The organism is Acinetobacter sp. AR_0276 (assembly GCF_003000705.1).
GTDB lineage: Bacteria > Pseudomonadota > Gammaproteobacteria > Pseudomonadales > Moraxellaceae > Acinetobacter > Acinetobacter nosocomialis.
Map to the genome: position 1 here is coordinate 2730862 of NZ_PSQO01000004.1, position 22890 is coordinate 2753751.

At 39.1% G+C, this 22890-nt stretch carries 22 protein-coding genes; 10 read left to right on the forward strand and 12 right to left on the reverse strand.

Annotated elements, in window-relative coordinates:
• Window positions 1-94: 94 nt before the first annotated feature.
• The 4 genes from CSB87_RS13940 to CSB87_RS13955 all read right to left on the reverse strand — a co-directional run bounded on the left by CSB87_RS13940 (window position 95) and on the right by CSB87_RS13955 (window position 3478).
• Window positions 95-655 carry a hypothetical protein gene (locus CSB87_RS13940; RefSeq protein WP_006582131.1) on the reverse strand — a complete coding sequence of 187 codons (561 nt, stop codon included), beginning with the start codon at window positions 653-655 and terminating at the stop codon, window positions 95-97.
• A 90-nt stretch (window positions 656-745) separates the two neighbouring features.
• A complete protein-coding gene (locus CSB87_RS13945; protein ID WP_004888390.1) occupies window positions 746-1606 on the reverse strand; it encodes a pirin family protein in 861 nt (286 codons plus the stop codon).
• A 171-nt stretch (window positions 1607-1777) separates the two neighbouring features.
• Window positions 1778-2230, reverse strand: coding sequence for a protoporphyrinogen oxidase HemJ (gene hemJ, locus CSB87_RS13950; protein WP_002050435.1), 453 nt, complete (start codon window positions 2228-2230; stop codon window positions 1778-1780).
• Between the two features lie 18 nt (window positions 2231-2248).
• Window positions 2249-3478, reverse strand: a complete 1230-nt coding sequence (locus tag CSB87_RS13955; RefSeq protein WP_002050356.1) for a beta-ketoacyl-ACP synthase II — start codon at window positions 3476-3478, stop codon at window positions 2249-2251.
• A 296-nt stretch (window positions 3479-3774) separates the two neighbouring features.
• On the opposite strand from CSB87_RS13955, the gene CSB87_RS13960 reads away from it, so the two are divergent.
• The 8 genes from CSB87_RS13960 to rimI all read left to right on the forward strand — a co-directional run bounded on the left by CSB87_RS13960 (window position 3775) and on the right by rimI (window position 12663).
• On the forward strand, window positions 3775-5091 hold the full coding sequence (locus tag CSB87_RS13960; protein WP_031952347.1) for an EcsC family protein: 1317 nt from the start codon (window positions 3775-3777) through the stop codon (window positions 5089-5091).
• 200 nt (window positions 5092-5291) lie between these two features.
• Window positions 5292-5666 (forward strand): 30S ribosomal protein S12, encoded by a 375-nt coding sequence (gene rpsL / locus CSB87_RS13965; protein ID WP_002050319.1) that lies wholly within the window; start codon window positions 5292-5294, stop codon window positions 5664-5666.
• A gap of 159 nt (window positions 5667-5825) precedes the next feature.
• Window positions 5826-6296: a 30S ribosomal protein S7 gene (gene rpsG, locus CSB87_RS13970; RefSeq protein WP_001138055.1), complete on the forward strand. Its 471-nt coding sequence runs from the start codon at window positions 5826-5828 to the stop codon at window positions 6294-6296.
• A gap of 178 nt (window positions 6297-6474) precedes the next feature.
• Window positions 6475-8613 carry an elongation factor G gene (gene fusA, locus CSB87_RS13975; protein WP_002050327.1) on the forward strand — a complete coding sequence of 713 codons (2139 nt, stop codon included), beginning with the start codon at window positions 6475-6477 and terminating at the stop codon, window positions 8611-8613.
• A 94-nt stretch (window positions 8614-8707) separates the two neighbouring features.
• Entirely contained in the window at window positions 8708-9898 is a 1191-nt protein-coding gene (gene tuf, locus CSB87_RS13980) for an elongation factor Tu (protein WP_002157016.1), read from the forward strand.
• 203 nt (window positions 9899-10101) lie between these two features.
• Window positions 10102-10983: a metal-dependent hydrolase gene (locus tag CSB87_RS13985; protein ID WP_004710249.1), complete on the forward strand. Its 882-nt coding sequence runs from the start codon at window positions 10102-10104 to the stop codon at window positions 10981-10983.
• Between the two features lie 239 nt (window positions 10984-11222).
• Window positions 11223-12098, forward strand: a complete 876-nt coding sequence (locus CSB87_RS13990) for a metal-dependent hydrolase (RefSeq protein WP_002052039.1) — start codon at window positions 11223-11225, stop codon at window positions 12096-12098.
• Window positions 12099-12207: 109 nt separating this feature from the next.
• Window positions 12208-12663 (forward strand): ribosomal protein S18-alanine N-acetyltransferase, encoded by a 456-nt coding sequence (gene rimI, locus CSB87_RS13995; protein WP_002052080.1) that lies wholly within the window; start codon window positions 12208-12210, stop codon window positions 12661-12663.
• Window positions 12664-12703: 40 nt separating this feature from the next.
• On the opposite strand, the gene CSB87_RS14000 is transcribed toward rimI, so the two are convergent.
• From CSB87_RS14000 to trxB, 3 genes are all read right to left on the reverse strand, one after another.
• On the reverse strand, window positions 12704-13519 hold the full coding sequence (locus tag CSB87_RS14000) for an arginyltransferase (protein ID WP_002052085.1): 816 nt from the start codon (window positions 13517-13519) through the stop codon (window positions 12704-12706).
• 18 nt (window positions 13520-13537) lie between these two features.
• The gene (aat, locus tag CSB87_RS14005) at window positions 13538-14269 is read right to left on the reverse strand and encodes a leucyl/phenylalanyl-tRNA--protein transferase (RefSeq protein WP_004710244.1); all 732 of its coding nucleotides are present in this window, start codon (window positions 14267-14269) and stop codon (window positions 13538-13540) included.
• A 119-nt stretch (window positions 14270-14388) separates the two neighbouring features.
• Window positions 14389-15336, reverse strand: coding sequence for a thioredoxin-disulfide reductase (gene trxB / locus CSB87_RS14010; RefSeq protein ID WP_002052068.1), 948 nt, complete (start codon window positions 15334-15336; stop codon window positions 14389-14391).
• Between the two features lie 269 nt (window positions 15337-15605).
• Between trxB and CSB87_RS14015 the strand changes: the two genes are divergently transcribed.
• Window positions 15606-18638, forward strand: coding sequence for a DNA translocase FtsK (locus CSB87_RS14015; RefSeq protein WP_006582130.1), 3033 nt, complete (start codon window positions 15606-15608; stop codon window positions 18636-18638).
• A 150-nt stretch (window positions 18639-18788) separates the two neighbouring features.
• Window positions 18789-19409 (forward strand): threonine export protein RhtC, encoded by a 621-nt coding sequence (rhtC, locus tag CSB87_RS14020; RefSeq protein ID WP_004888379.1) that lies wholly within the window; start codon window positions 18789-18791, stop codon window positions 19407-19409.
• A 50-nt stretch (window positions 19410-19459) separates the two neighbouring features.
• On the opposite strand, the gene CSB87_RS14025 is transcribed toward rhtC, so the two are convergent.
• From CSB87_RS14025 to CSB87_RS14045, 5 genes are all read right to left on the reverse strand, one after another.
• Window positions 19460-19747: a PA4642 family protein gene (locus CSB87_RS14025; RefSeq protein ID WP_001218560.1), complete on the reverse strand. Its 288-nt coding sequence runs from the start codon at window positions 19745-19747 to the stop codon at window positions 19460-19462.
• An 83-nt stretch (window positions 19748-19830) separates the two neighbouring features.
• Window positions 19831-20103 carry a cell division topological specificity factor MinE gene (gene minE / locus CSB87_RS14030; RefSeq protein ID WP_000896934.1) on the reverse strand — a complete coding sequence of 91 codons (273 nt, stop codon included), beginning with the start codon at window positions 20101-20103 and terminating at the stop codon, window positions 19831-19833.
• Between the two features lie 2 nt (window positions 20104-20105).
• Entirely contained in the window at window positions 20106-20918 is an 813-nt protein-coding gene (gene minD, locus CSB87_RS14035) for a septum site-determining protein MinD (RefSeq protein ID WP_001074362.1), read from the reverse strand.
• A 70-nt stretch (window positions 20919-20988) separates the two neighbouring features.
• On the reverse strand, window positions 20989-21711 hold the full coding sequence (gene minC / locus CSB87_RS14040; protein ID WP_002052013.1) for a septum site-determining protein MinC: 723 nt from the start codon (window positions 21709-21711) through the stop codon (window positions 20989-20991).
• Window positions 21712-21832: 121 nt separating this feature from the next.
• The gene (locus tag CSB87_RS14045) at window positions 21833-22879 is read right to left on the reverse strand and encodes a hypothetical protein (RefSeq protein WP_004888377.1); all 1047 of its coding nucleotides are present in this window, start codon (window positions 22877-22879) and stop codon (window positions 21833-21835) included.
• Between the last annotated feature and the right edge of the window lie 11 nt (window positions 22880-22890).

The window sequence follows — 22890 nt, forward strand, 5'->3', positions numbered from 1 at the left end:
AGATCTCAACTTTATTTTCATATTTTTTTGTTTATAAATTTTCTGATTATAAGTTAGCAAAAAAGTTACGTTGAAGACGATCTTGATTATTTAGTTACAAATCAAAGTGAGGTGAACAAATAATATTTGGCAGCTTACCTGAACAGATATCTCTAGCAATTTCTCCTTGCTGCTCAATATTGTAAGAGCTAAAAGCTTTCTGAGGATGGTAAGTGTATTTATATGGGTTGTAATATTTAAAACTCAGATAATAGGCCGTTTGCAGTAAGGCACCTTTTAGTAGTACATGAATACCTCGTTGGTATTGCATGACATGAGTCAACTCATGAATAAAAATGCCTTGTATGAATTTAGACTCTAGCGCGTAATTACTACTGTAGTCAGAAAGATTGACATAAATATTTCCATTTGGCGCCATCAAAATTCCATGAGATTGCCAAGGTAAGTAACGAGTAGCAATAATTTTAGGTCGTTCGCAATCTAGCAAATCCCCAAACACCCTTTGCGCCAAAACCTTTTCTTCAGGCGTAAGAAATCGAATTGGATAGCTTTTTAAGTGACGAAAAATAAAAAGGGTGAAAATAATAAATTGCCGATATATGAGAAGTTTAAAAGCGTTGAGAGTGAACATAGTTTTGCTAGTAAATAAGTTCATCTGTTAATTTGTAGCATAACATACATCAACTATGTTGAAAGACAGACGCAAATAACTGTGATTTGTTTCGCATGCGGTAGTTAGGCTGTTTTACTTGGCAAATCTTCCATTTTTAATATCATCATAGGCTTGTAAAATCTCATCATAAGTATTCATTACAAATGGACCATGACCATTAATCGGTTCTGTAATGGGTTGTCCTGTCAAAATAAGTAACTTACAACTTTGTAAAGCCGTAATAGAGAAATGCTCTCCTTGGTTTGACATCACTGCTAAACCTTGTTCCTCTAGGACTTCTTCATCTTTTTGAAATTGTACTCGGCCTGAACGTAAATAAACTAATGTTGTTTCGCCAGATTGAGCAGGGAAAATGGCTTGCTGACCTGCGCGGAGCTCTACATCTAATAAGGTAATAGGTGTGTGAGTAAGCGCGGGTCCTATAACATGATTAAACCGCCCGGCAATAATACGTACAAATCCAGCCTCATTTTCCAGTTTTACCACTGGTATTTCAGCTTTCTTTAAACTTTGATAGCGTGGAGAATTCATTTTATCTGCTGCTGGTAAATTGACCCAAAGCTGGATCATTTCAAAAGCACCGCCAGATTTAGAAAATTCTTCACTAAACAATTCCCGATGAATTACACCAGCGCCTGCTGTCATCCATTGCACATCGCCAGCACTTATAGACCCACCTCCGCCAGATGAATCTTTGTGTTCCAATTCACCTGCATAAACAAATGTTACCGTTTCGAACCCACGATGGGGGTGATCATTGACTCCTCTACGTTTTATAGACGGTGCAATTTTTCCGGGGCCTAAATGGTCGAGTAGTAAAAAGGGGGAGAGTGTATTACCTAACTCATGGTAGGAAAAAACAGAAAGAACTGGATAAAAATCGCCGACTGCAAAACGAGTATCGTTACGATGAATAAAAGCCAGACTTTTCATGCTTTATCCTTACTGTTTATTGAATTTATAAAAAAGATGAGGTGTTTTTATAAGAATGTATCAAGATTGCTGTAAAAGTCTTTTGCTCGGAAAAATAAATTATGAATAGGTTAAGCCAGTGAAATGAATAAAAGAATTCAGTTAAAAATCTTAGATAATAAAAAACCCCAGTTAAAACTGAGGTTTTACGACAACTAAAATCACAACAGCAAATAAAATTAAGGTTGGCATTTCATTGAAAAAACGCCAGAACTTATGTGATTTATAGTGAGCATTTCCAATAAGCTTTTTGCGATAGTAACCACAAACTAAATGATAAATCACTAATAAAGCCACTAATCCAACTTTTAAATAGAACCATGTGGCTTCATGGTAATGTCGAGTTGCATCGCCCCAGTCTACGAGAAAATGGGCGGTAATTAATGTGGCAATCATAGATGGCCACATAATACCTCGATACAACTTACGTTCCATCACTTCAAAGCGTTGATGACTTGCCGCATCCTCACTCATTGCATGGTAAACATAAAGACGTGGTAAGTAGAACAAAGCAGCGAACCAACAAACCACAGCAATAATATGTAATGCTTTTACCCACAAAAAAGCATCAGAAGGTGCATCCATCGTTAATCCTAGGTGGGATTATGCATCCCACTTCTTGAAAATTAGGCAAGCGTTTACACCGCCAAAGCCAAAACTGTTACTCATTACAGTATTCAATTTTGCATCACGTTTTTCAAGCACAATATCAAAACCTTCAGTGCCATCATCAAGCTCAGTCACGTTAATGTTTGGAGCAATAAAGTCATTTTGAAGCATTAATACAGAGTAAATTGCTTCATGAACACCAGCAGCACCCAAGCTATGACCAGTCATAGATTTAGTTGAGCTTAAAGGTGGAACTTTACCTTCACCAAAAGCACGTTCCATTGCTTTAAGTTCAGTAACATCACCAGCTGGTGTAGAAGTACCATGGGTATTTACATAGTCAATTTTTTCTACGCCGTGTTGTTTTGCTTCTTCAAGAGCCATCAAGATACAACGAGTCGCACCTTCACCGCTTGGAGCAACCATGTCTGCACCGTCACTGTTCGCAGCATAAGCAACAACTTCAGCAAGAATTTTTGCACCACGTGCTTGAGCATGTTCAAGAGATTCAAGAACAACGAAACCGCCACCACCAGCAATAACGAAACCGTCACGGTCTTTTGAATATGGACGAGATGCTGTTTCAGGGGTGTCGTTGTATTTAGAACATAAAGCACCCATAGCATCAAACAATAAGCTTTGAGACCAGTGATCTTCTTCACCACCACCAGCAAGCATAAGGTCTTGTTTACCAAGTTGAATAAGATTATATGCATAACCAATTGCATCTGCAGAAGTTGCACAAGCACTTGCGATTGAGTGAGCAATACCTTGAAGTTTAAATGCAACACCCACGTTTGCAGTAATTGTGTTTGTCATGTTACGTGGAACGAAGAAAGGACCAACTTTACGAGCACCTTTAGTTTCTAAAAGCTCAGTCATTTCTACAACAGAAGCAGTTGAACCACCACCTGAACCGCCAGCAATACCATAACGTGGATTATCTGCTAAATCTTCTGCTTTTAAGCCAGCATGTTCAACAGCGGCAACAGCAGAGTTATAAGCGTACATTGCACATACGCCCATGAATCGTTTTAATTTACGATCAATATTGTCAAAATCTTGTTCTGCAGCAGCGCTGACATGACTCTTAAAATTGAGTTCAGCATAAGTTGGGTTAAAACGTGTCCCGGAGATTCCATTTTGAAGTGAGTGAGTAACTGCTTCTAAAGAGTTACCGATACATGAGTTAATACCCATACCAGTGATTACAACACGTTTCATCTACAGGTCCCTTTATGGTGATATTTAAAGTCTATGAACATGAGCAGCTATTAAATGATAGGAGAATATAGCTGTAAGAACATTAGACATATGTTTTCGTTGTTACCATGATAGCAGAAAGGTTTTTTATTTCTTATGGCAAATCTTTATGTCAATTTTGCATTTAAAAAAAATAACCAAATACACAGTATGTTGCATTTAGGGTTAACTAAAATACACACATTCAAGTTGAGATAAATCCACATTCCACCTAGTATTTATCTCTAATTAGATAAATTAAAAAATCGAGGTACTGGATGACAAAATTTAATAATAATCAATCTGACAATTTGTTTTCTCAGGTCTTCGGAGTGGCTAAAAAGCTCAGTTCTAATGGTTTAAACATCTTGCAGCAAAGCCAAATAGGTGAGGTTAGTAAGTTGGCTGAGCCACTTGCAAGTGGTAAAACAGTAGAAGGTAATGCTAGAAGTAAAAGTCCTTTTGAAGTGGAACAGTATGAAAGTCCACAACAAATGTTACGTGAACATTTACCTAAAGTTACGCGTCAGGTGTTTGGTCGTCATTTTAGAAAGGTCAATGGTATTGCGACATTTATTTCGCCTGACTGGAATGAAAAAATATCGAGCTATTTATTTGATTGGCTAAATGACTTTAGTTCAAAAAGTACGCTGACTGAAAAAATCTTAGAAGAGGCGGGAGCAAAAGACCTATTTGAGCTGACTAAAGATACTTCACGTTCACAACGTTTAAGTCAGGCTTTAATTGAACAAAATAAACTAATTGCAAGTATTCAAGGTGCAATTACAGGTGTATCGGGTATGGTCGGTGCAGCCGTAGATATTCCTGTTTCTTTAGTATTGGTCTTAAGAACAATTTATCAAACAGGACGATCACACGGATTTGATTTGACTGAAGCCACTGATCAAGATGTCGTTGAATTTATTTTTAAAGAAGTTGATATTAGCCTGATTGCAGAGAAGCAGACAGTGCTTTTAGCACTTAAAGCTTTACGTAATATGTTAGAGACACAAGACATTCAACAGTTTCAGCAAGTACTTGGGTCTTCAAATGATATTGAGACTTTAAAAAGCTGGTTAGTCGATGAAAATGGTGAGTTCAAATGGAGCTGGTTAAATAAAGTTCCTCAACTTGCTGCGGTTGGCAAGTTTACTCCAATTGCTGGTGCAGTACTTAGTGCTGTTTATAGCTGGAAGTTACAAGAAGATGTAGGCCATAAAGCACAAGCTATTTTTGGTGCAGCACGACATTATTTAAATGAACACCCAAGTGAGCATTTATCACCATTACAAGCTTACTATGCTGCAGTAACTCTTATTCAAAAGGCAAGTCCACGTCTTTTAAATGTTGGAGAAAATGGCAGTGTACATGCAGCACAACATCATAAAATTGAAAATCATGATGTAATTTCAAAAGTATCTGTTGTAGTCAAATCCAATACTTCTGAAAAAAGTGAAGAAAAAGTGCAAGAAAATGTTCATAACGGTATTGAGCAGCTTGCAGAAAAACATGTGGTTGAGCATGAACACAGTGAACAAAAACCAGCATTAGAAATTGAAAATGATGAGGTTGTAGAGGATCAAAAGTACTCTTAACAATACAATTACAAAGACAGGGTTTGAAAATTAAGTTTCAGCCTTATTTAAATTTGTAAATCATCCTGTCAAACATTGATATGGTCAACATTTGGTAAGTATTGCCATGTTGACCATTTTTGCATCTTGGCTTACAATTATGTGCCCTTAAAAAGAGGTATTTTCTTTTTAAGGTTTTTTAATAACGGGAGAATTGCCATATGGCAACAACGAATCAGTTGATCCGTAAGGGTCGTACGACTTTGGTTGAAAAATCCAAAGTTCCTGCGTTGAAGGCTTGTCCACAACGTCGTGGTGTTTGTACACGTGTTTATACAACTACACCTAAAAAACCTAACTCAGCTATGCGTAAGGTTTGCCGTGTTCGCTTAACTTCAGGTTTTGAAGTATCTAGCTACATCGGTGGTGAAGGTCATAACTTACAAGAGCACAGTGTTGTTCTTATCCGTGGTGGTCGTGTTAAAGACTTACCAGGTGTACGTTACCATACCGTTCGTGGTTCTTTAGACTGTGCCGGCGTTAAAGATCGTAATCAATCACGTTCTAAATACGGTACTAAGCGTCCTAAGAAGTAATTCTAGGAAACTAGTCCAAAAGCCCTTTAGCGTTTCGCTTGTTTGAATTCTTCATAGATTTGTAATTCAAGCGACGTATAGTAAGGCCAGCGTCGTGTACATGACACTTGTACAAACTGCTGGATTATCCTGAAGTGTCATATTATTAGGTGTATTAAAATGCCAAGACGTCGCGTAGTCGCTGCTCGTGAGATCCTTCCAGATCCAAAATTTAGCAGCCAAACAATCGCTAAATTCATGAACCACGTAATGCAAGATGGTAAAAAATCTATTGCTGAAAGTATCGTTTACGGTGCTTTAGAACGCGTTCAAGAAAAAAACAAAGTAGACCCAGTTGAATTTTTCGAGACTACTCTTGAGAAAGTTCGTCCTATGGTCGAAGTAAAAGCACGCCGTGTTGGTGGTGCTACTTATCAAGTACCTATGGAAGTACGCCCATCCCGTCGTACTGCCTTAGCAATGCGTTGGTTAGTAGATGCTGCTGCTAAGCGTTCTGAAAAAACTATGGCTTTACGTCTTGCTGGCGAGTTGCTTGATGCAGCTGAAGGCAAAGGTGCCGCGATCAAAAAACGTGAAGACGTGCATCGTATGGCAGAAGCTAACAAAGCCTTCTCTCACTACCGTTTCTAAGCGGATAAAACAGTCCCTAATCAGGAGAATACTCATGCATACAGTAGCTAGATTCAACATTGCTCTCTACCAAAGTGGGGGCTTTGCGGGTATTTAAGTTGCCCCGTTTGAGTATTCGTGCGCATCAATTTAATTGATGCGCCCTGTTTTAAAGATAACATTTAGGAATGTAGACATCATGGCTCGCCAAACCCCAATTACTCGTTACCGTAACATCGGTATCTCTGCGCACATTGACGCAGGTAAAACAACTACAACTGAACGTATTTTGTTCTACACAGGTGTATCTCACAAAATTGGTGAAGTACACGACGGTGCAGCAACAATGGACTGGATGGAACAAGAGCAAGAGCGTGGTATTACAATTACCTCTGCTGCTACAACTTGTTTCTGGTCTGGTATGGCTAACCAATTCCAACAACACCGTATCAACGTAATTGATACACCGGGACACGTAGACTTCACAATTGAAGTTGAACGTTCTATGCGTGTTCTTGACGGTGCGTGCATGGTTTACTGTGCAGTTGGTGGTGTACAGCCTCAGTCTGAAACTGTATGGCGTCAAGCAAACAAATATAAAGTGCCTCGTTTAGCATTCGTGAACAAGATGGACCGTACTGGTGCAAACTTCTTCCGTGTTGTTGAACAAATGAAAACACGTTTGGGCGGTAACCCTGTGCCAATCGTTGTGCCAATCGGTGCTGAAGACACATTCCAAGGTGTTGTTGACCTTATCGAAATGAAGGCAATCATCTGGGATGAAGCTTCTCAAGGTATGAAGTTTGAATACGGTGATATTCCTGCTGACCTAGTTGATACTGCTCAAGAATGGCGTACTAACATGGTTGAAGCAGCTGCTGAAGCTTCTGAAGAATTAATGGACAAGTACCTAGAAGAAGGTGATCTTTCTAAAGAAGACATCATCGCTGGTTTACGTGCTCGTACATTAGCTTCTGAAATTCAAGTAATGCTTTGTGGTTCTGCGTTCAAAAACAAAGGTGTTCAACGTATGTTGGACGCTGTAATTGAATTCTTACCATCACCTACAGAAGTTAAAGCGATCGAAGGTATCCTTGACGATAAAGACGAAACTAAAGCGTCTCGTGAAGCATCTGACGAAGCTCCGTTCTCTGCACTTGCGTTCAAAATCATGAACGACAAATTCGTAGGTAACTTAACATTCGTACGTGTTTACTCTGGTGTTCTTAAACAAGGTGATCCGGTTTATAACCCAGTTAAAGCTAAGCGTGAACGTATCGGTCGTATCGTGCAAATGCACGCGAACGAGCGTCAAGATCTTGATGAAATCCGTGCAGGTGATATCGCAGCGTGTGTAGGTCTTAAAGACGTTACAACTGGTGATACATTATGTGATGAGAAAAACATCATTACTCTTGAGCGTATGGAATTCCCAGAGCCAGTAATTTCATTGGCTGTAGAACCAAAAACTAAAGCAGACCAAGAAAAAATGTCTATCGCTTTAGGCCGTTTGGCGAAAGAAGATCCATCGTTCCGTGTTCGTACTGATGAAGAATCTGGTCAAACAATTATTGCTGGTATGGGTGAGCTTCACCTTGACATCATCGTTGACCGTATGAAGCGTGAATTCGGTGTTGAAGCGAATATCGGTAAACCAATGGTTGCTTATCGTGAAACGATTAAGAAAACTGTTGAGCAAGAAGGTAAATTCGTACGTCAAACAGGTGGTAAAGGTAAGTTCGGTCACGTATATGTTCGTTTAGAACCGCTTGACGTTGAAACTGCTGGTAAAGAATACGAATTCGCTGAAGAAGTTGTTGGTGGTGTAGTACCTAAAGAATTCTTCGGTGCAGTTGATAAAGGTATTCAAGAACGTATGAAGAATGGTGTCTTGGCTGGTTACCCAGTTGTAGGCGTTAAAGCTGTTCTTTTCGACGGTTCTTACCACGATGTCGACTCTGACGAATTATCGTTCAAAATGGCTGGTTCTTATGCCTTCCGTGATGGTTTCATGAAAGCGGATCCTATCCTTCTTGAACCTATCATGAAAGTTGAAGTAGAAACTCCAGAAGACTACATGGGCGATATCATGGGTGACTTAAACCGTCGTCGTGGTATGGTTCAAGGTATGGACGATCTTCCTGGTGGAACAAAAGCAATTAAAGCAGAAGTTCCTCTTGCTGAGATGTTTGGTTACGCGACTCAAATGCGTTCTATGTCTCAAGGTCGTGCGACTTACTCAATGGAATTTGCTAAATATGCTGAAACTCCACGTAACGTGGCTGAAGGCATCATTGCTAAATTCCAAGCTGGCGGTAAAAAAGGTGACGACGAGTAATCTTTCGATTACTATAAGCCCTAACTAATTCTTAGTTGAAAACCAAGTGCTCATGGGGTGACCCTCCATGAGTAGTTAATAAAGGAAGATCATCATGGCTAAAGCCAAGTTTGAACGTAATAAACCACACGTAAACGTGGGTACAATCGGTCACGTTGACCATGGTAAAACAACTTTAACTGCTGCGATTGCAACTATTTGTGCAAAAACTTACGGCGGTGAAGCGAAAGATTACTCGCAAATCGACTCAGCACCTGAAGAAAAAGCACGTGGTATTACAATTAATACTTCACACGTAGAATACGATTCTCCAATTCGTCACTACGCACACGTTGACTGCCCGGGCCACGCCGATTACGTTAAAAACATGATCACTGGTGCTGCTCAGATGGACGGCGCGATCCTTGTATGTGCTGCGACTGACGGTCCAATGCCACAAACTCGTGAACACATCCTTCTTTCTCGTCAGGTTGGTGTACCTTACATCATCGTATTCTTGAACAAATGCGACCTTGTTGACGACGAAGAATTACTTGAATTAGTAGAAATGGAAGTTCGTGAACTTCTTTCTACTTACGACTTCCCAGGTGATGACACTCCAGTAATCCGTGGTTCAGCTCTTGCTGCTCTTAACGGTGAAGCAGGTCCTTACGGTGAAGAATCAGTTCTTGCTCTTGTAGCAGCTCTTGACTCTTACATCCCAGAACCAGAACGTGCTATCGACAAAGCATTCTTAATGCCAATCGAAGACGTATTCTCAATTTCTGGTCGTGGTACAGTAGTAACAGGCCGTGTAGAATCTGGTATCGTTAAAGTTGGTGAAGAAGTAGAGATCGTTGGTATTAAAGATACAGTTAAAACAACTGTAACTGGCGTAGAAATGTTCCGTAAACTTCTTGACGAAGGCCGTGCAGGCGAGAACTGTGGTGTATTACTTCGTGGTACTAAGCGTGAAGACGTACAACGTGGTCAAGTACTTGCTAAACCAGGTACAATCAAGCCGCACACTAAATTCGACGCAGAAGTATATGTACTTTCTAAAGAAGAAGGTGGTCGTCACACTCCATTCTTAAATGGTTACCGTCCACAGTTCTACTTCCGTACAACTGACGTAACTGGTGCGATCCAGTTGAAAGAAGGCGTTGAAATGGTAATGCCAGGTGACAACGTTGAAATGTCAGTAGAATTAATCCACCCAATCGCAATGGACCCAGGTCTACGTTTTGCGATCCGAGAAGGTGGTCGTACTGTAGGTGCTGGTGTTGTTGCGAAAGTAACTGCATAATCACTTTTCAGTGAAAAAAGCGCTCCTTTTGGGGCGCTTTTTTTATGTTTAATTGTTCGACAATTCAATAGAAAGCTGGCCTTAACTGATACTTCAATGTCCCTATTTGCACTTAAGCCTTTTTATTAACTTTGTATGATAAGAATCAAGAAAACGAACAATAAAGTTTAAGTAACTACGGTTACTAGCAAGGAGCTTTCACTATGAACGCTAAAGTAAATATTACGAATCGTGCCGGAGCAAGCTTTCCTGTACGTCGTATGAACTTTGACTTTAATGATGTACCAGAATACTGGATGAATGGTTCTGCTGGCCTTACACATTTTATGACAGCATTATCAGCACTATTTCCTGCTGGTGAAAAGTTCTTTATTGATAGTGTACGTGCGGTGCGTTATCACCCAGCGATTAAAAACAATGAAGAGCTACAAAAAGAAATTAGTGCTTTCATTGGTCAAGAGGCTATGCATACTCAAGAACATGTGAACTTTAATGCATCTGCACAAAAGTTCGGTCATGATGTAGAGTCGTTGGAAAAATTTACTGATACAGCTATTCAGACTGCCCGTAAAACTTTTGCAAAGATCGTAAAACCATTTGGTATGACCCAAGAAATGGTAGATTTAACTGCGACTACGGCTCTTGAGCATTTTACTGCAACGATTGCATCTCAGCTTTTAGTTAATACTCATATTCAAGAGCTTATGACAGACAAAACAATGTCAACTATGTGGTATTGGCATGCAATAGAAGAAAATGAACATAAAGCCGTAGCTTTTGATGTATACGAAGGCGTATTTGGCAAAGGTGTTAAAGCTTATGCATTACGTACAAGTTCACTTGTATTTGCGATGGCGCTTATTTTCGCAATTCAATCTTCGTTTGTACTCCGTCTTTTAAGAGAAGATAAAAAATTAAACTTAGATGAATTGTCTGTGATTTATAAATATGGTTATAGCCCGTCGAAAGGCATTATTACGGGTATGGCTAAAGAGATGTTGGCTTATTTTAAACCAGGCTTTCATCCTAATGATTTAGATACAGTTAGCCTATTAAAATCATGGAAAGCCAAACTTGGACTTTAAATTAAAAATAAAGTGAAAAGGACTGTTAGCAGTCCTTTTTTATTGTCTTGAAACCACTGCTCGTTTTTAAAATTGATATATGTTCATTTTGCTCCAGAAAGGGGCTAGTGATGACCTCATCTGATAATTTGCTGTCCTCATCTGCACTTAAATAGCGCTTTCAAAGGCGTATTATTATAAATATTAAGAAAATAAATAAGGATATAAGTGAATTGATGGTTCACTTAAAGGAGTCTGACATGAATGCTAAAGTAAATATTTCTAATCGTGCTGGAGCAAGTTTCCCTGTACGTCGTATGGACTTTGAATTTGCTCAAGTCCCACGTTATTGGGCAAATTACGATGCAGGATTAACTCACTTTATGACAGCATTATCGGCTCTTTTTCCTGAAGGCGAGCAGTTCTTTGTAAATAGTACACGTGCAGTACGAAATGATCCAAAGCTTGCTGACCCGGCTCTTCAAAAAGAAATAAGTGCTTTTATTGGTCAAGAAGCTATGCATTCTAAAGAACATTTAGCATTTAACGCTTCTGCGCAAGCGTATGGATATGATGTTCGCAAAATGGAAAAGCAAACAGGTACAGTTATTAAAATGGGTACAGCAGTTGTAACCAAGTTAATGAAACCTTTTGGCTATACTAAAGAAATGATTGATTTGACAGGTACTTGTGCTTTAGAACATTTTACATCGACGATTGCCGCTGAACTTTTACAAAATCCTGAAATTCAGGCCATGTTCCAAGATGACACCATGTATCACTTATGGATGTGGCACGCAGTAGAAGAAAATGAACATAAAGCTGTTGCGTTTGATGTGTATACAAGTATGTATGGGCAAGGGCCAAAAGCTTATTTTATGCGCTCAACCGCTTTAATTATTGCGATGGCATTAATCTTCGCTACACAATCTTATTTTACTGCTAAGTTACTTAAGACTGATGACAAGCTAACATGGAAAGATACCAAATACATGCTTAAGTTCATGTATGGCCGTAAAGGTTTTATGACCCGTCAAATTCCAGAATTATTAGATTTCTTAAGACCAAAATTCCATCCAAATGATTCAGATACGACAGCTTTATTGGCCACTTGGCGTGAAAAGTTAGGGCTTTAAAAAACTGTCCGGAAAAAGAGCAATTTAATTGCTCTTTTTTTTTACTCGTTTTTTCTATTTAAGTTTCTATAATACGTTTACTTTGAAATCTAAAAATGTGCTGAAACTCATGATCCGTACTATGCAAGCCTCCGATATTGATAGTGTTGCCCAAATTGAGAAGCTTGTTCAAACACACCCATGGTCTAGGCAGCAATTTCTAGAATCTGTGAACTCTTATCAGTGTACGGTAATTGAGTTAAATAATAAGGTCGTCGGTTTTTGTATTTTACAACCTGTGTTAGATGAAGCGAACTTATTGCTTATGGCAATTGATCCTCAAATGCAAGGTAAAGGTTTAGGATATCAATTGTTGGAAACCTCGATTGAGCGGTTAGAAAATCAACCTGTACAAATTTTTCTAGAGGTTCGTGAAAGTAATAAAGCAGCCATTGGTTTATACGAAAAAACAGGTTTTCATCAAATTGATGTGCGTCGCAATTATTACCCAACTCAAGAGGGTGGGCGTGAAAATGCCGTTATTATGGTAAAAAGCTGTACCGACGATTTTGCGTCTTTATTCTAAAATGACTGTCTTGTTGTTTTAACAACAAGACAAAATCACATTACTTAATAATTAAATTATTCCATTCAGAAGGTAACGTTGTCATGAGAGAGTTACCTAACTGATTAATCTCCTCTGGCGATAATGATCTATTTAAGCGGCGCCATTGCCCATCTAATAAAAGTTCTAGTGGAGTATATTGAGACTTATAATTCATTTTAGCTGAGTGGGGTACCCAATAGCCTAAGTAAAGATATTCTAAACCAAGTGATTTTACATATTCGATCTGATTCAAAATTGAATAAACACCTAAAGATCTGCGGTGCTCGTCTGGGTCGAAAAATGTATAAACCGCAGATAATCCATCATCCATTAAATCACATGTAGAAACGCTAATTAGACGGTTATCTTTCCATAACTCTAAGAAGAAACTATCTGTACAACTATGAACTAGGAATTTTTCAAATTGATCTAAACTTGGTGGAAACATATCACCATCGGCATGGCGCTCGTTAATGTAACGTTCATATAGATCATAATGAATTTGTGCAGCTTGCCGTGTTGGCAGAACAGTCATGGTAAGGTCTTGATTCCGCTTCCATGCTTTTTTTTGCATGCTGTTCATTTGGAAATCGGCAACTGGAACACGACAAGACAAACACTGTCTGCATAAATGACATTCAGGACGATATACAAAGTCACCACTACGACGAAAACCTAATCGCGATAACTCTGAAAGAGTCACCACATCGATGCGATGAATCGGGTCTAAAAAGACCATACGTGCTGACTTATTTTCTAAATAGCTGCAATCGTGAGGTGGAGTAATATAGTACTGCAGATCATTTAAAAGGGACTTCGGGTGATATGATTTCATGATTGGTCCCTCCTGTTATCATTCCATTAATTTTGCATTTAATGCTATTGTTTTACTTGAAAATACACGTTCTTGATACTTTTTCCAATTGATAGAGGGGTGAATAATTACATCTTGTAACGATTTAAGATATTCCTGCCGAGAAAGTGTACAAGCCCCCAAGCTAATTAAGTGACTATTTACCAGTTGGCAGTCGACCCAAGGAAGCTGATTTTCTTGACCGATTAACATTAAAGTATAAAAAGCCATTTTAGAAACATCGGTTTGAGTACTAAACATAGACTCGCCAAAACAACCCTTACCAATCGTAACTCCATATAAACCGCCTACCAGCTGTTTGTCTTGCCAAACTTCTATGCTGTAGCCATAACCTGAATTAAACAACGCGCAGTAACCTTGAATAATATCTTCGCTAATCCAAGTTTCGTTAGCATAACTTCGAGGTAGTGAACATGAACGAATGACTTGTTCAAAAGCACGGTTTACCGTAATGGTGTAATCGTGCTTTTTCATGTTCCGAATGAGCGATTTACTTGGTTTATAGTTTTGAGGGTAAATCACACAGCGTGGTTCAGGACTCCACCAACAAATAGGTTCATCTTCATTAAACCAAGGAAAGAGTCCGTGAGTATATGCTTCATAGAGGGTAGAAGGGGAGAGGTCAGCACCAATGCAAATTAGACCATGACCATCTGGATCGGCTTCCTCTGGATCTGGAAAAATATATTGAGATAGAGGTAGTATGTTCATAAAACTAAAATAATGTGTGCTTAAGGGTTATGCTATAAAAATTAATTTGAGGCAGCCAGCAATTATTATAAATGATAAAAAAACAGCCGTTTTATAACGGCTGTTTGAAATATCTAAACTTAAAGATTATCTAGATATTTTTCTGCATCTAATGCTGCCATACAGCCTGAACCAGCTGAAGTAATGGCTTGACGGTAGATACTGTCAGCAACATCACCCGCAGCGAAAACACCTGCTACAGAAGTTGCTGTTGCATTACCTGAAGTACCGCTTTGTACTTGAATATAGCCATCACGTAAGTTCAACTGGCCTTCAAACATTCCAGTGTTTGGCTTATGACCAATGGCAACGAATAAGCCTTGAACTTGTACATCTTGTTTGCTTTCATCTTTTGTAGATTTTAAGCGAACACCTGTTACGCCAGTATTGTCACCAAGGACTTCTTCAACTTCATGATTCCAGATAATACTGATCTTGCCTTCTTTTTCTTTAGCAAATAAGTGATCTTGTAAAATCTTCTCAGAGCGTAAAGAATCGCGGCGATGAACCAGTGTTACATGTTCAGCAATATTTGATAAATAAAGCGCTTCTTCAACAGCGGTGTTACCACCACCTACAACCATTACTTTTTGGTTTTTATAGAAGAAGCCATCACATGTTGCACATGCGCTCACGCCTTGGCCCATAAACTTTTGTTCAGACTCTAAACCAAGATATTGAGCTGTCGCACCAGTTGCAATAATTAATGCATCACAAGTGTACTCATCCATATCACCTTTAAGAACAAAAGGACGTACATTTAAGTCCACTTCATTAATATGGTCATAGACGAGTTCAGTACCGAAGCGTTCAGCATGTGCTTGCATACGGTCCATTAAAGCAGGACCAGTCAAACCTTCAGGATCGCCCGGCCAGTTGTCAACTTCGGTTGTCGTTGTAAGTTGGCCGCCAAGTTGTAAACCAGCAATAAGTGTTGGTTTAAGATTTGCACGTGCTGCATATACAGCTGCACTATAACCCGCAGGACCAGAACCGAGAATAATTAACCGAGAATGACGAGCACTCATTGAGGGTATCCTTATTTATTTCGAGAATTTTGAAAATTATACGTGAAATTGCCGACCAATAGCGTGAAATCAATGTGGATAATATTGATCAGGACAATCGAATTAAGTTATATAACAATATAGAAGAGCCTTATGTTAACAACAACTGTAAAGAATCATGCACCTTTTTTGTAAGAACAGGTGCATAATATAAAGTTCATTCGTTGAAGATCTGAAATGTAGGTCTTCACATCTCTAAACCAATAATTAAATGGGTTACAGGACAGTATATGACTGCGGTGTCAAGTGTTTATGCACAGCGCTTATTGATGACATTATTCTTGGTCTCTTTTGGTATTTATATGTTTCTGGCGACAGTAACGTATACGCCATTTGATCCGGGCTGGATGCATATTTCAAGTGATACTCAGCAAGTATCCAATGCAAGTGGTATTGCCGGTGCATGGATTGCAGATTTGTTGTTTGGCTTTTTAGGTTGGGCAAGTTTACTTATTCCAATTTTCTTATTTGTTGAAGCTATTCAAGTCTGGTGGCCGCATAGTTTTCTAAACCGTCCATTCCGTTATGCTGCTCAGTTCTTCTTGATTCTTGTTGTGTCTAGTTTGCTTTACTTACACTGGAATGTACCTGCAGATACTTTAGATAATGCGGCAGGTGGGATTATTGGTTATGAATTAGGGCAGAGCTTATCTCAACTGTTAACAATTTATGGTGCGACCTTATTTTTATTGGTTTTCGGAGTGGTATTATTCACTTTGGCATTTGGGGTGCAGTGGAGCAAAACATGGGTTACGCTCAAAGCAATGCCGAGTTATTTACAAGATTTATTCTATAAGAATGTATCGCCAAATGAATCTGCTTATGATTTAACTACACAGCCTGCAAATAAAACAGCAACGGTAAAAGTTGCCGAGATGCCTAAAGCTGAAGTTAATGATGAAGCAGAGCTAAATGTTCAGCCAGAAAAAACTCAAGCCAAAGCTAGCTCTACACGACACGATGAAATGGCGGAGCGTTTATTTGCCGATGTGTTAGCGAAAGAGCAAAGTCAGTCTGAAACTGTTGAAGAAAAACCAGCGCCTCAGCCAGAAAACTTTGAGCGTACGCTTGAACAAGCTCAACAGCTTAAAAAAGACAGTGAGCGTTTAGTAGCGACAGGTGAGGTTTGGCGTGCCCTACAGCGCGATGATGCAAGTCATAAGCAAGAAATTGATGCACTGTTAAGAGCTGCGGATGATTCAAATGAACATCCAAGTCATGAGCAATTCCAAGAAACGGCTTATCAGGCTAAACAAGCACAACCTCAAGCATCGAATATTCATCAAGGCTTAGATTGGAATGATGATGAGATTTTTGATGAATTGCTTGCAGCAGTTCCAAATAGTAAAACTGCTACTGATGTACATACTCCGTTCGTTCAAGATCATCATGTTGAATCAGCAGTAGCACCGCAAACACCTCATCCATCAGTTGAAACATCTGCACCTGTATCAAATTTAAATCAGTCACCTAAAAACTTATCAAATGAACAAGTATTTGATGATTTTGATGACTTATTAATTGATGAAGATATTGCCCCAGCACCTCAATCGGTCAAAGCAAGTAGCTATGCGCAATCTTCAGCATTTGTAAAAGCTCCTATTCAAACTACGATTGGTGCAGAGAAGCTTTCAAAAGAAGAATTTATTGAAGCTTGGCAAGAAACTGCTGGAAAGCCAGAAGACAATCTTGAGGATGAATTCGATTTTGATGCGCCATTAACAGATGCATCAGGTCGACCAATGTCGCGTGCAATGCAGGTAGCCAAAAAGCGTTTAGATTTACCAACATTACCGGGCTTTGAATTACTTGATAAGGTTGACCCAAATAAGAAAGTTAACTTTACCGAAGAGCAGCTTTCGCGTTTGTCTGAATTGCTTGAGATTAAATTACAAGAATTTAATGTGAAGGCGCAGGTTGTTGAAGCTCAGCCGGGTCCAGTTGTTACACGTTTTGAATTAGATTTAGCACCGGGTGTGAAAGCATCTAAAGTGACTAATATTTCCCGTGACTTGGCGCGCTCAATGTCTATGGCATCAGTACGTGTTGTGGAGGTTATTCCGGGTAAACCATATATTGGTATTGAAGTACCAAATAGTGCCCGTGAAATGGTACGTTTAATTGAGCTGTTGGAAACACCAGCATATCGTGACCCAAGTGCTCTGATTAGTATGGCAATGGGTAAAGATATTTCGGGTAATCCGGTACTAACAGACTTGGCAAAAGCACCGCATATGTTAGTTGCGGGTACAACTGGCTCGGGTAAATCTGTTGCCGTTAACTCAATGATTTTGTCGATGTTACTTAAATATACGCCAGATCAATTACGTTTAATTTTAATTGACCCGAAACAGCTTGAATTGGCTAACTATAACGATATTCCGCATTTATTAACGCCTGTAGTCACTGACATGAAAGATGCAGTTAGTGCATTAAACTGGTGTGTAAATGAAATGGAACGCCGTTATAAGCTTATGTCGTTCCTTAAAATTCGTAAGTTAAGTGACTACAACCGAAAAGTTGAAGAAGCAATTGCGAATGGAGAAGACTTGATTGATCCAACATGGAAACCAAGTGATTCAGCGACACAAGAGCGTGCACCTCGTTTAACGCCATTACCATCAATCGTGATTGTGGCAGATGAGTTTGCCGACATGATCATGCAGGTAGGCAAGAAAGCAGAAGAAATGATTACGCGTTTGGCGCAAAAATCTCGTGCTGCTGGTATTCACCTGTTACTTGCAACTCAGCGTCCATCGGTAGATGTTATTACGGGTCTTATTAAAGCCAATATTCCAACGCGTGTAGCTTTACGTGTAAACAGTAAAATTGACTCACGTACTATTTTGGATGCAGGTGGTGCAGAAGACTTGTTAGGCCATGGTGATATGCTGTTCTTAGGGCCAGGTAAAATTGAGCCAGAACGTGTACATGGTGCATTTATTAGTGATGATGAAGTTAACCGTATTTGTGATGCATGGCGTGAACGTGGTGAACCAGACTACGTAGATGAGATCTTAACACCATTTGATGAAGAGCCAGCTTCGCGTGGCTTTGAAGAGGGTGATGGTGCTTCAGACCGTGATGCCCTTTATGATCAATGTGTATCGTTTGTCCTAGAAACTCGTAAGGCATCTACATCATCATTACAGCGTAAGTTTAGCTTAGGTTATAACCGTGCTGCCCGTATTATCGACCAAATGGAAGAGAACGGTATTGTGAGTGCTATGGGCGCCAATGGTAAGCGAGATATTTTAGTTTAATATCTACATTTAAAATTAAGCCTCTTCGGAGGCTTTTTTTATTGTTAAAAATAATCATTATTCAGTTGTAGTTTAAGATTTTATCAAATAGTAAAAAATGCTAATGTGTGCTTCTCAATAAAAAACAATGAAACAAATCAGGAGGACAACATGTTAGTCGCGTTAATTACATTAGCTTTTATTCATTTTTGTGCGCTTATTACTCCAGGGCCTGATTTTTTTCTGGTATCACAGACCGCAGTGAGCCGCTCTCGTAAAGAAGCCATGTTGGTTGTGGCAGGAATAACAGCAGGTGTTATGTTTTGGGCTTCTTTAGCACTGATGGGCTTAAATATTATTTTTGAGAAAATGGCATGGTTAAAGCAAGGGTTACTCATCGCAGGTGGTTTGTACCTATGTTGGTTAGGCTATCAAATGTTGCGTTCAGCATTTTCAAAAGATCAGCAGCAAGAGGTGACAACTGTTGAGTTGCCTAAAGCACCTTACTTATTTTTTATGAAAGGATTACTTACCAATTTATCGAATCCTAAAGCCGTGATTTATTTTGGTAGTGTGTTTTCTTTATTTTTAGCTAACCCTCAGCTTGATCAAGTTCATTGGTTACTGTTTATTATTGTGTCGGTTGAAACGATTTTATGGTTCTGCTTTGTGACTTTTATTTTCTCATTACCGAGTTTTAGAGTAGCTTACCGTAATTTTTCAAAATGGATTGATGGGATTTCAGGTGGTATTTTTACCGTATTTGGTATTTTCTTGATTGGAAATCGATAACTCCAGACAATAAAAAAAGCCTCTTAAAGAGGCTTTTTTTATTCTTAAGCTTAAGCAAACTTTGCTAAAACTTCTAAAAACGGCGCTGATTGACGCGGAAACTTAGCAATCACGTCATGAATGCGTTCGCCTTCAGGATTTGTTGCATTGATATCTCGCCCATCTGCAACGAATTTAGTCAAAAGACGTTCATAGTCATTTGGACGCATATGTTTGAAAGCATGGTAGAGCACATGAAAGTCTGCGTTCACACCATTTGGAGGAAGTTGGTTGAGGTAGGCAAAAACACGCTCATCGGACCATTCTTCATTGAAAGTTGCTGGCTGTGATAATGCCATGACAATCTCCTCATTTTAAAAAAGGCAAAATAACTTGCGTTATTTTGCCTTGATTCTGATTTATTGAATAGTCAGAAATAGAATTATCGTTCTTCAGGTAAATTGATATTCATTTCTAACATTTCGATATTTGCTTCAGAACGAACTTGCATTTGGATATGCTGTTCGCCTACGCCGCTTACATAGCGACTGACCACCTGCATGATTTCTTTCTTCATTTGGTCAATCTTGTCTTGGCTTAAACGACGGCCTAAACCTTGTTCTGATGCAACAATAACTTTTAAACGATCTTTGGCAGTTTGAGCACTTGATGGTTTTTCTTCACTGCTAAATAATTTACTCCAGAATCCTGCCATATCTACGCTCCAAATAGTCGTGCTAACCAGCCTTTAGGTTGAGCTGTGATGTGTCGATAAGGGCGGTCTTCGCCAAGAAAGCGAGCAACCAAGTCATCATACGCTTGGCCAGCTTTAGTTTCTGAGTACAGAATAACTGGCTTACCTTCGTTTGATGCTTGTAATACACTTGGACATTCAGGAATAACACCTAATGTCGGTACGCGTAAAATATCTTTAGAAATATCATCAATCGTCAGCATTTCCTGACGGTCAGCACGTTCAGGGTTAAAACGTGTAATACATAAATGCTTACGTATACGTCCTTCGTTGTGTTCAACTTTTTTAGTTTTGCTGTCTAACATTCCGATGATGCGGTCAGAGTCACGTACTGAAGAAATTTCAGGGTTTGTCACAATGATTGCTTCATCTGCATGGTACATTGCTAAAATCGCACCACGCTCGATCCCCGCAGGTGAGTCACAAATAATGTAATCAAATTCTTGAGAAAGCTCATCAATTACACGAGCAACACCTTCGTCGCTCAAAGCATCTTTATCACGGGTTTGTGAAGCCGGCAAAATGTAAAGGTTTTCGATATCTTTATCGCGAATAAGGGCTTGTTGCAGACGTGCTTCATTATTAATTACATTGACGAAATCATAAACAACACGACGCTCACACCCCATGATTAAATCAAGGTTACGTAAGCCTACATCAAAGTCAATCACAACAGTTTTATGACCACGAAGGGCTAAACCTGTTGCAAAAGATGCACTCGTTGTAGTTTTACCTACACCACCTTTGCCTGATGTTACGACAACAATTTTGGCCACCGAATCCACTCCTATTATGGTCATACATACACCCTTAAAAGGGCTGTTTTTTGGTGATTTGCTTAATAAACTAAAGTTCTAGAGCTTCAAATTCAAGCTCTTGCTTTTCATTTAAATAAATATGTACTGGCTTTTTTACCACATGTTTAGGGATATCATCTGCGACACAATATGTTCCGGCAATGGAAACGAGTTCAGCCTCTAAAGATTGGCAAAAAATGCGTGCAGCAGCGTGCCCACCCGCACCAGCAATGACTCTACCACGAACCGTGCCATAAATATGTATATTTCCTGAAGCAATCACTTCAGATCCACTATTCATGCCAGCTTTTAAAATAATATCGCCTTGGTCTTGTACAAGAGATTGGCCTGTACGCAAAATTTCATCATGATAAGAGGTAATATGGGCAACTGCATTATTATTTAGTGGTTTTTTTGTTTCTGTTGAGGCTTGTGCAGGGGCAGCTTTCTCTACAATTGCAACTTGCTCCGCAGTTGCTTTAATGCGTTGTAATGGCTGGTCTGCCGGTAATACAGGGAACTGAATGGCGCGTGCTTCATCACCTAAAATACCGTCAATAACCGCCATAGGCTGTAAACCTAAGCTGACTAACAACTGAATTAAAGCAATGAGCTCTTGCTCAACAGTACTATCTATAATAACGACAGTTCCCTGATAGGAACCTTCATTTAGAATATTTGATAATTGCTGGCGGATCACATCATGATCATTCGTATCGAAGGTTATCCTGCTAAAGTTAACCATTCTGCCGGTAATCCGGATATCAGCCATAAGTCTTCCTTCAAGGCGTTAAAACGAGCTGTAATATCGTTAAGTTTATTGTAAATAGAGCAAATGCTAGAACAAATCGTGCCAATTCTCTAGCGTGTTTCATAAAAAATTAAGTAAATGCTTATTCTTTGATTCGATCATGCTCCGCAAGGGTTTGTTGCCACTGTTTGACTTTAACTTGTTTGCGAATTGCTTCGAGACTTTCAAACACTACAGACTCTACAAGTTGTTCAAGCTCACGGTTATTAATATTCACGTTACTTATTTTTTCTGAAATTAATTGATAAGTTGCATTGGGCTGTTCTTTTGACCCTTCAATTAAAGGTTCAATTAAACCTGCACTGATATTTTCCCCAAGTCTTTGACCAATACTTTGTATTTGCTGTTCAATACGGCCTCCGACTAAAGGAATTAAGCGTAATAATTGGGTTAATTCTGGCGTATCTTCTATGGCTTGATCAACAATTTGTCCAACACCTTTTGTAATTGCGGGCTTTTGTTCTTTTAATGCTGTAGCTAAGGATTCTTGTAATATGGAGGTCAGGGTAACCGTAAATTGTTCACGATGATGGTTAACCAGCTCATGAATAATTTGCTTATGTGTTGAGCTTGTTTGAAGCTCATTACGAATGCCATCAATAACCGTAATAACCACGCGATCAGATAGCTCTTCCATAACGACACGATAATAAAATAAACCGTTTTTTCTCCAGCTTTCAGGAATAACCGGATAGCCTAATTCATATAAGCGATAGGCAATAATGCCGGCACGAAACAAACGTAAAAAACGCAATTGCGGAATGATGGCTAAAATTTCATACCAGTGAATAAATGGAAAGAAGAACCAACGTTTATGGTGTTTATAAACAATAGAAATGCCCCAACGGACAAAAAATTCAGTAATTAAAAAGCCAATAAACCAAGCTTCTGTCGTAATTACCCATGGGTGTAAATAGGTTTTATAAAAGCTGAGTACTTGGGGCAAGTGAATATGTTCGAAAAACCATGCCCCAATACTGCTCATTAAAAAGAAATTTGCTGCAAGACAGAACAGATTGAAAATAATAATAAACACCATAAAGATGTCATAAATCAAAAACAGCTTAAATGAAATGCTGTTTGGGTCCATATGATAATATTGTGCTTGTTTTCTGGAACTGTTTTGCATAGCTGTAAATG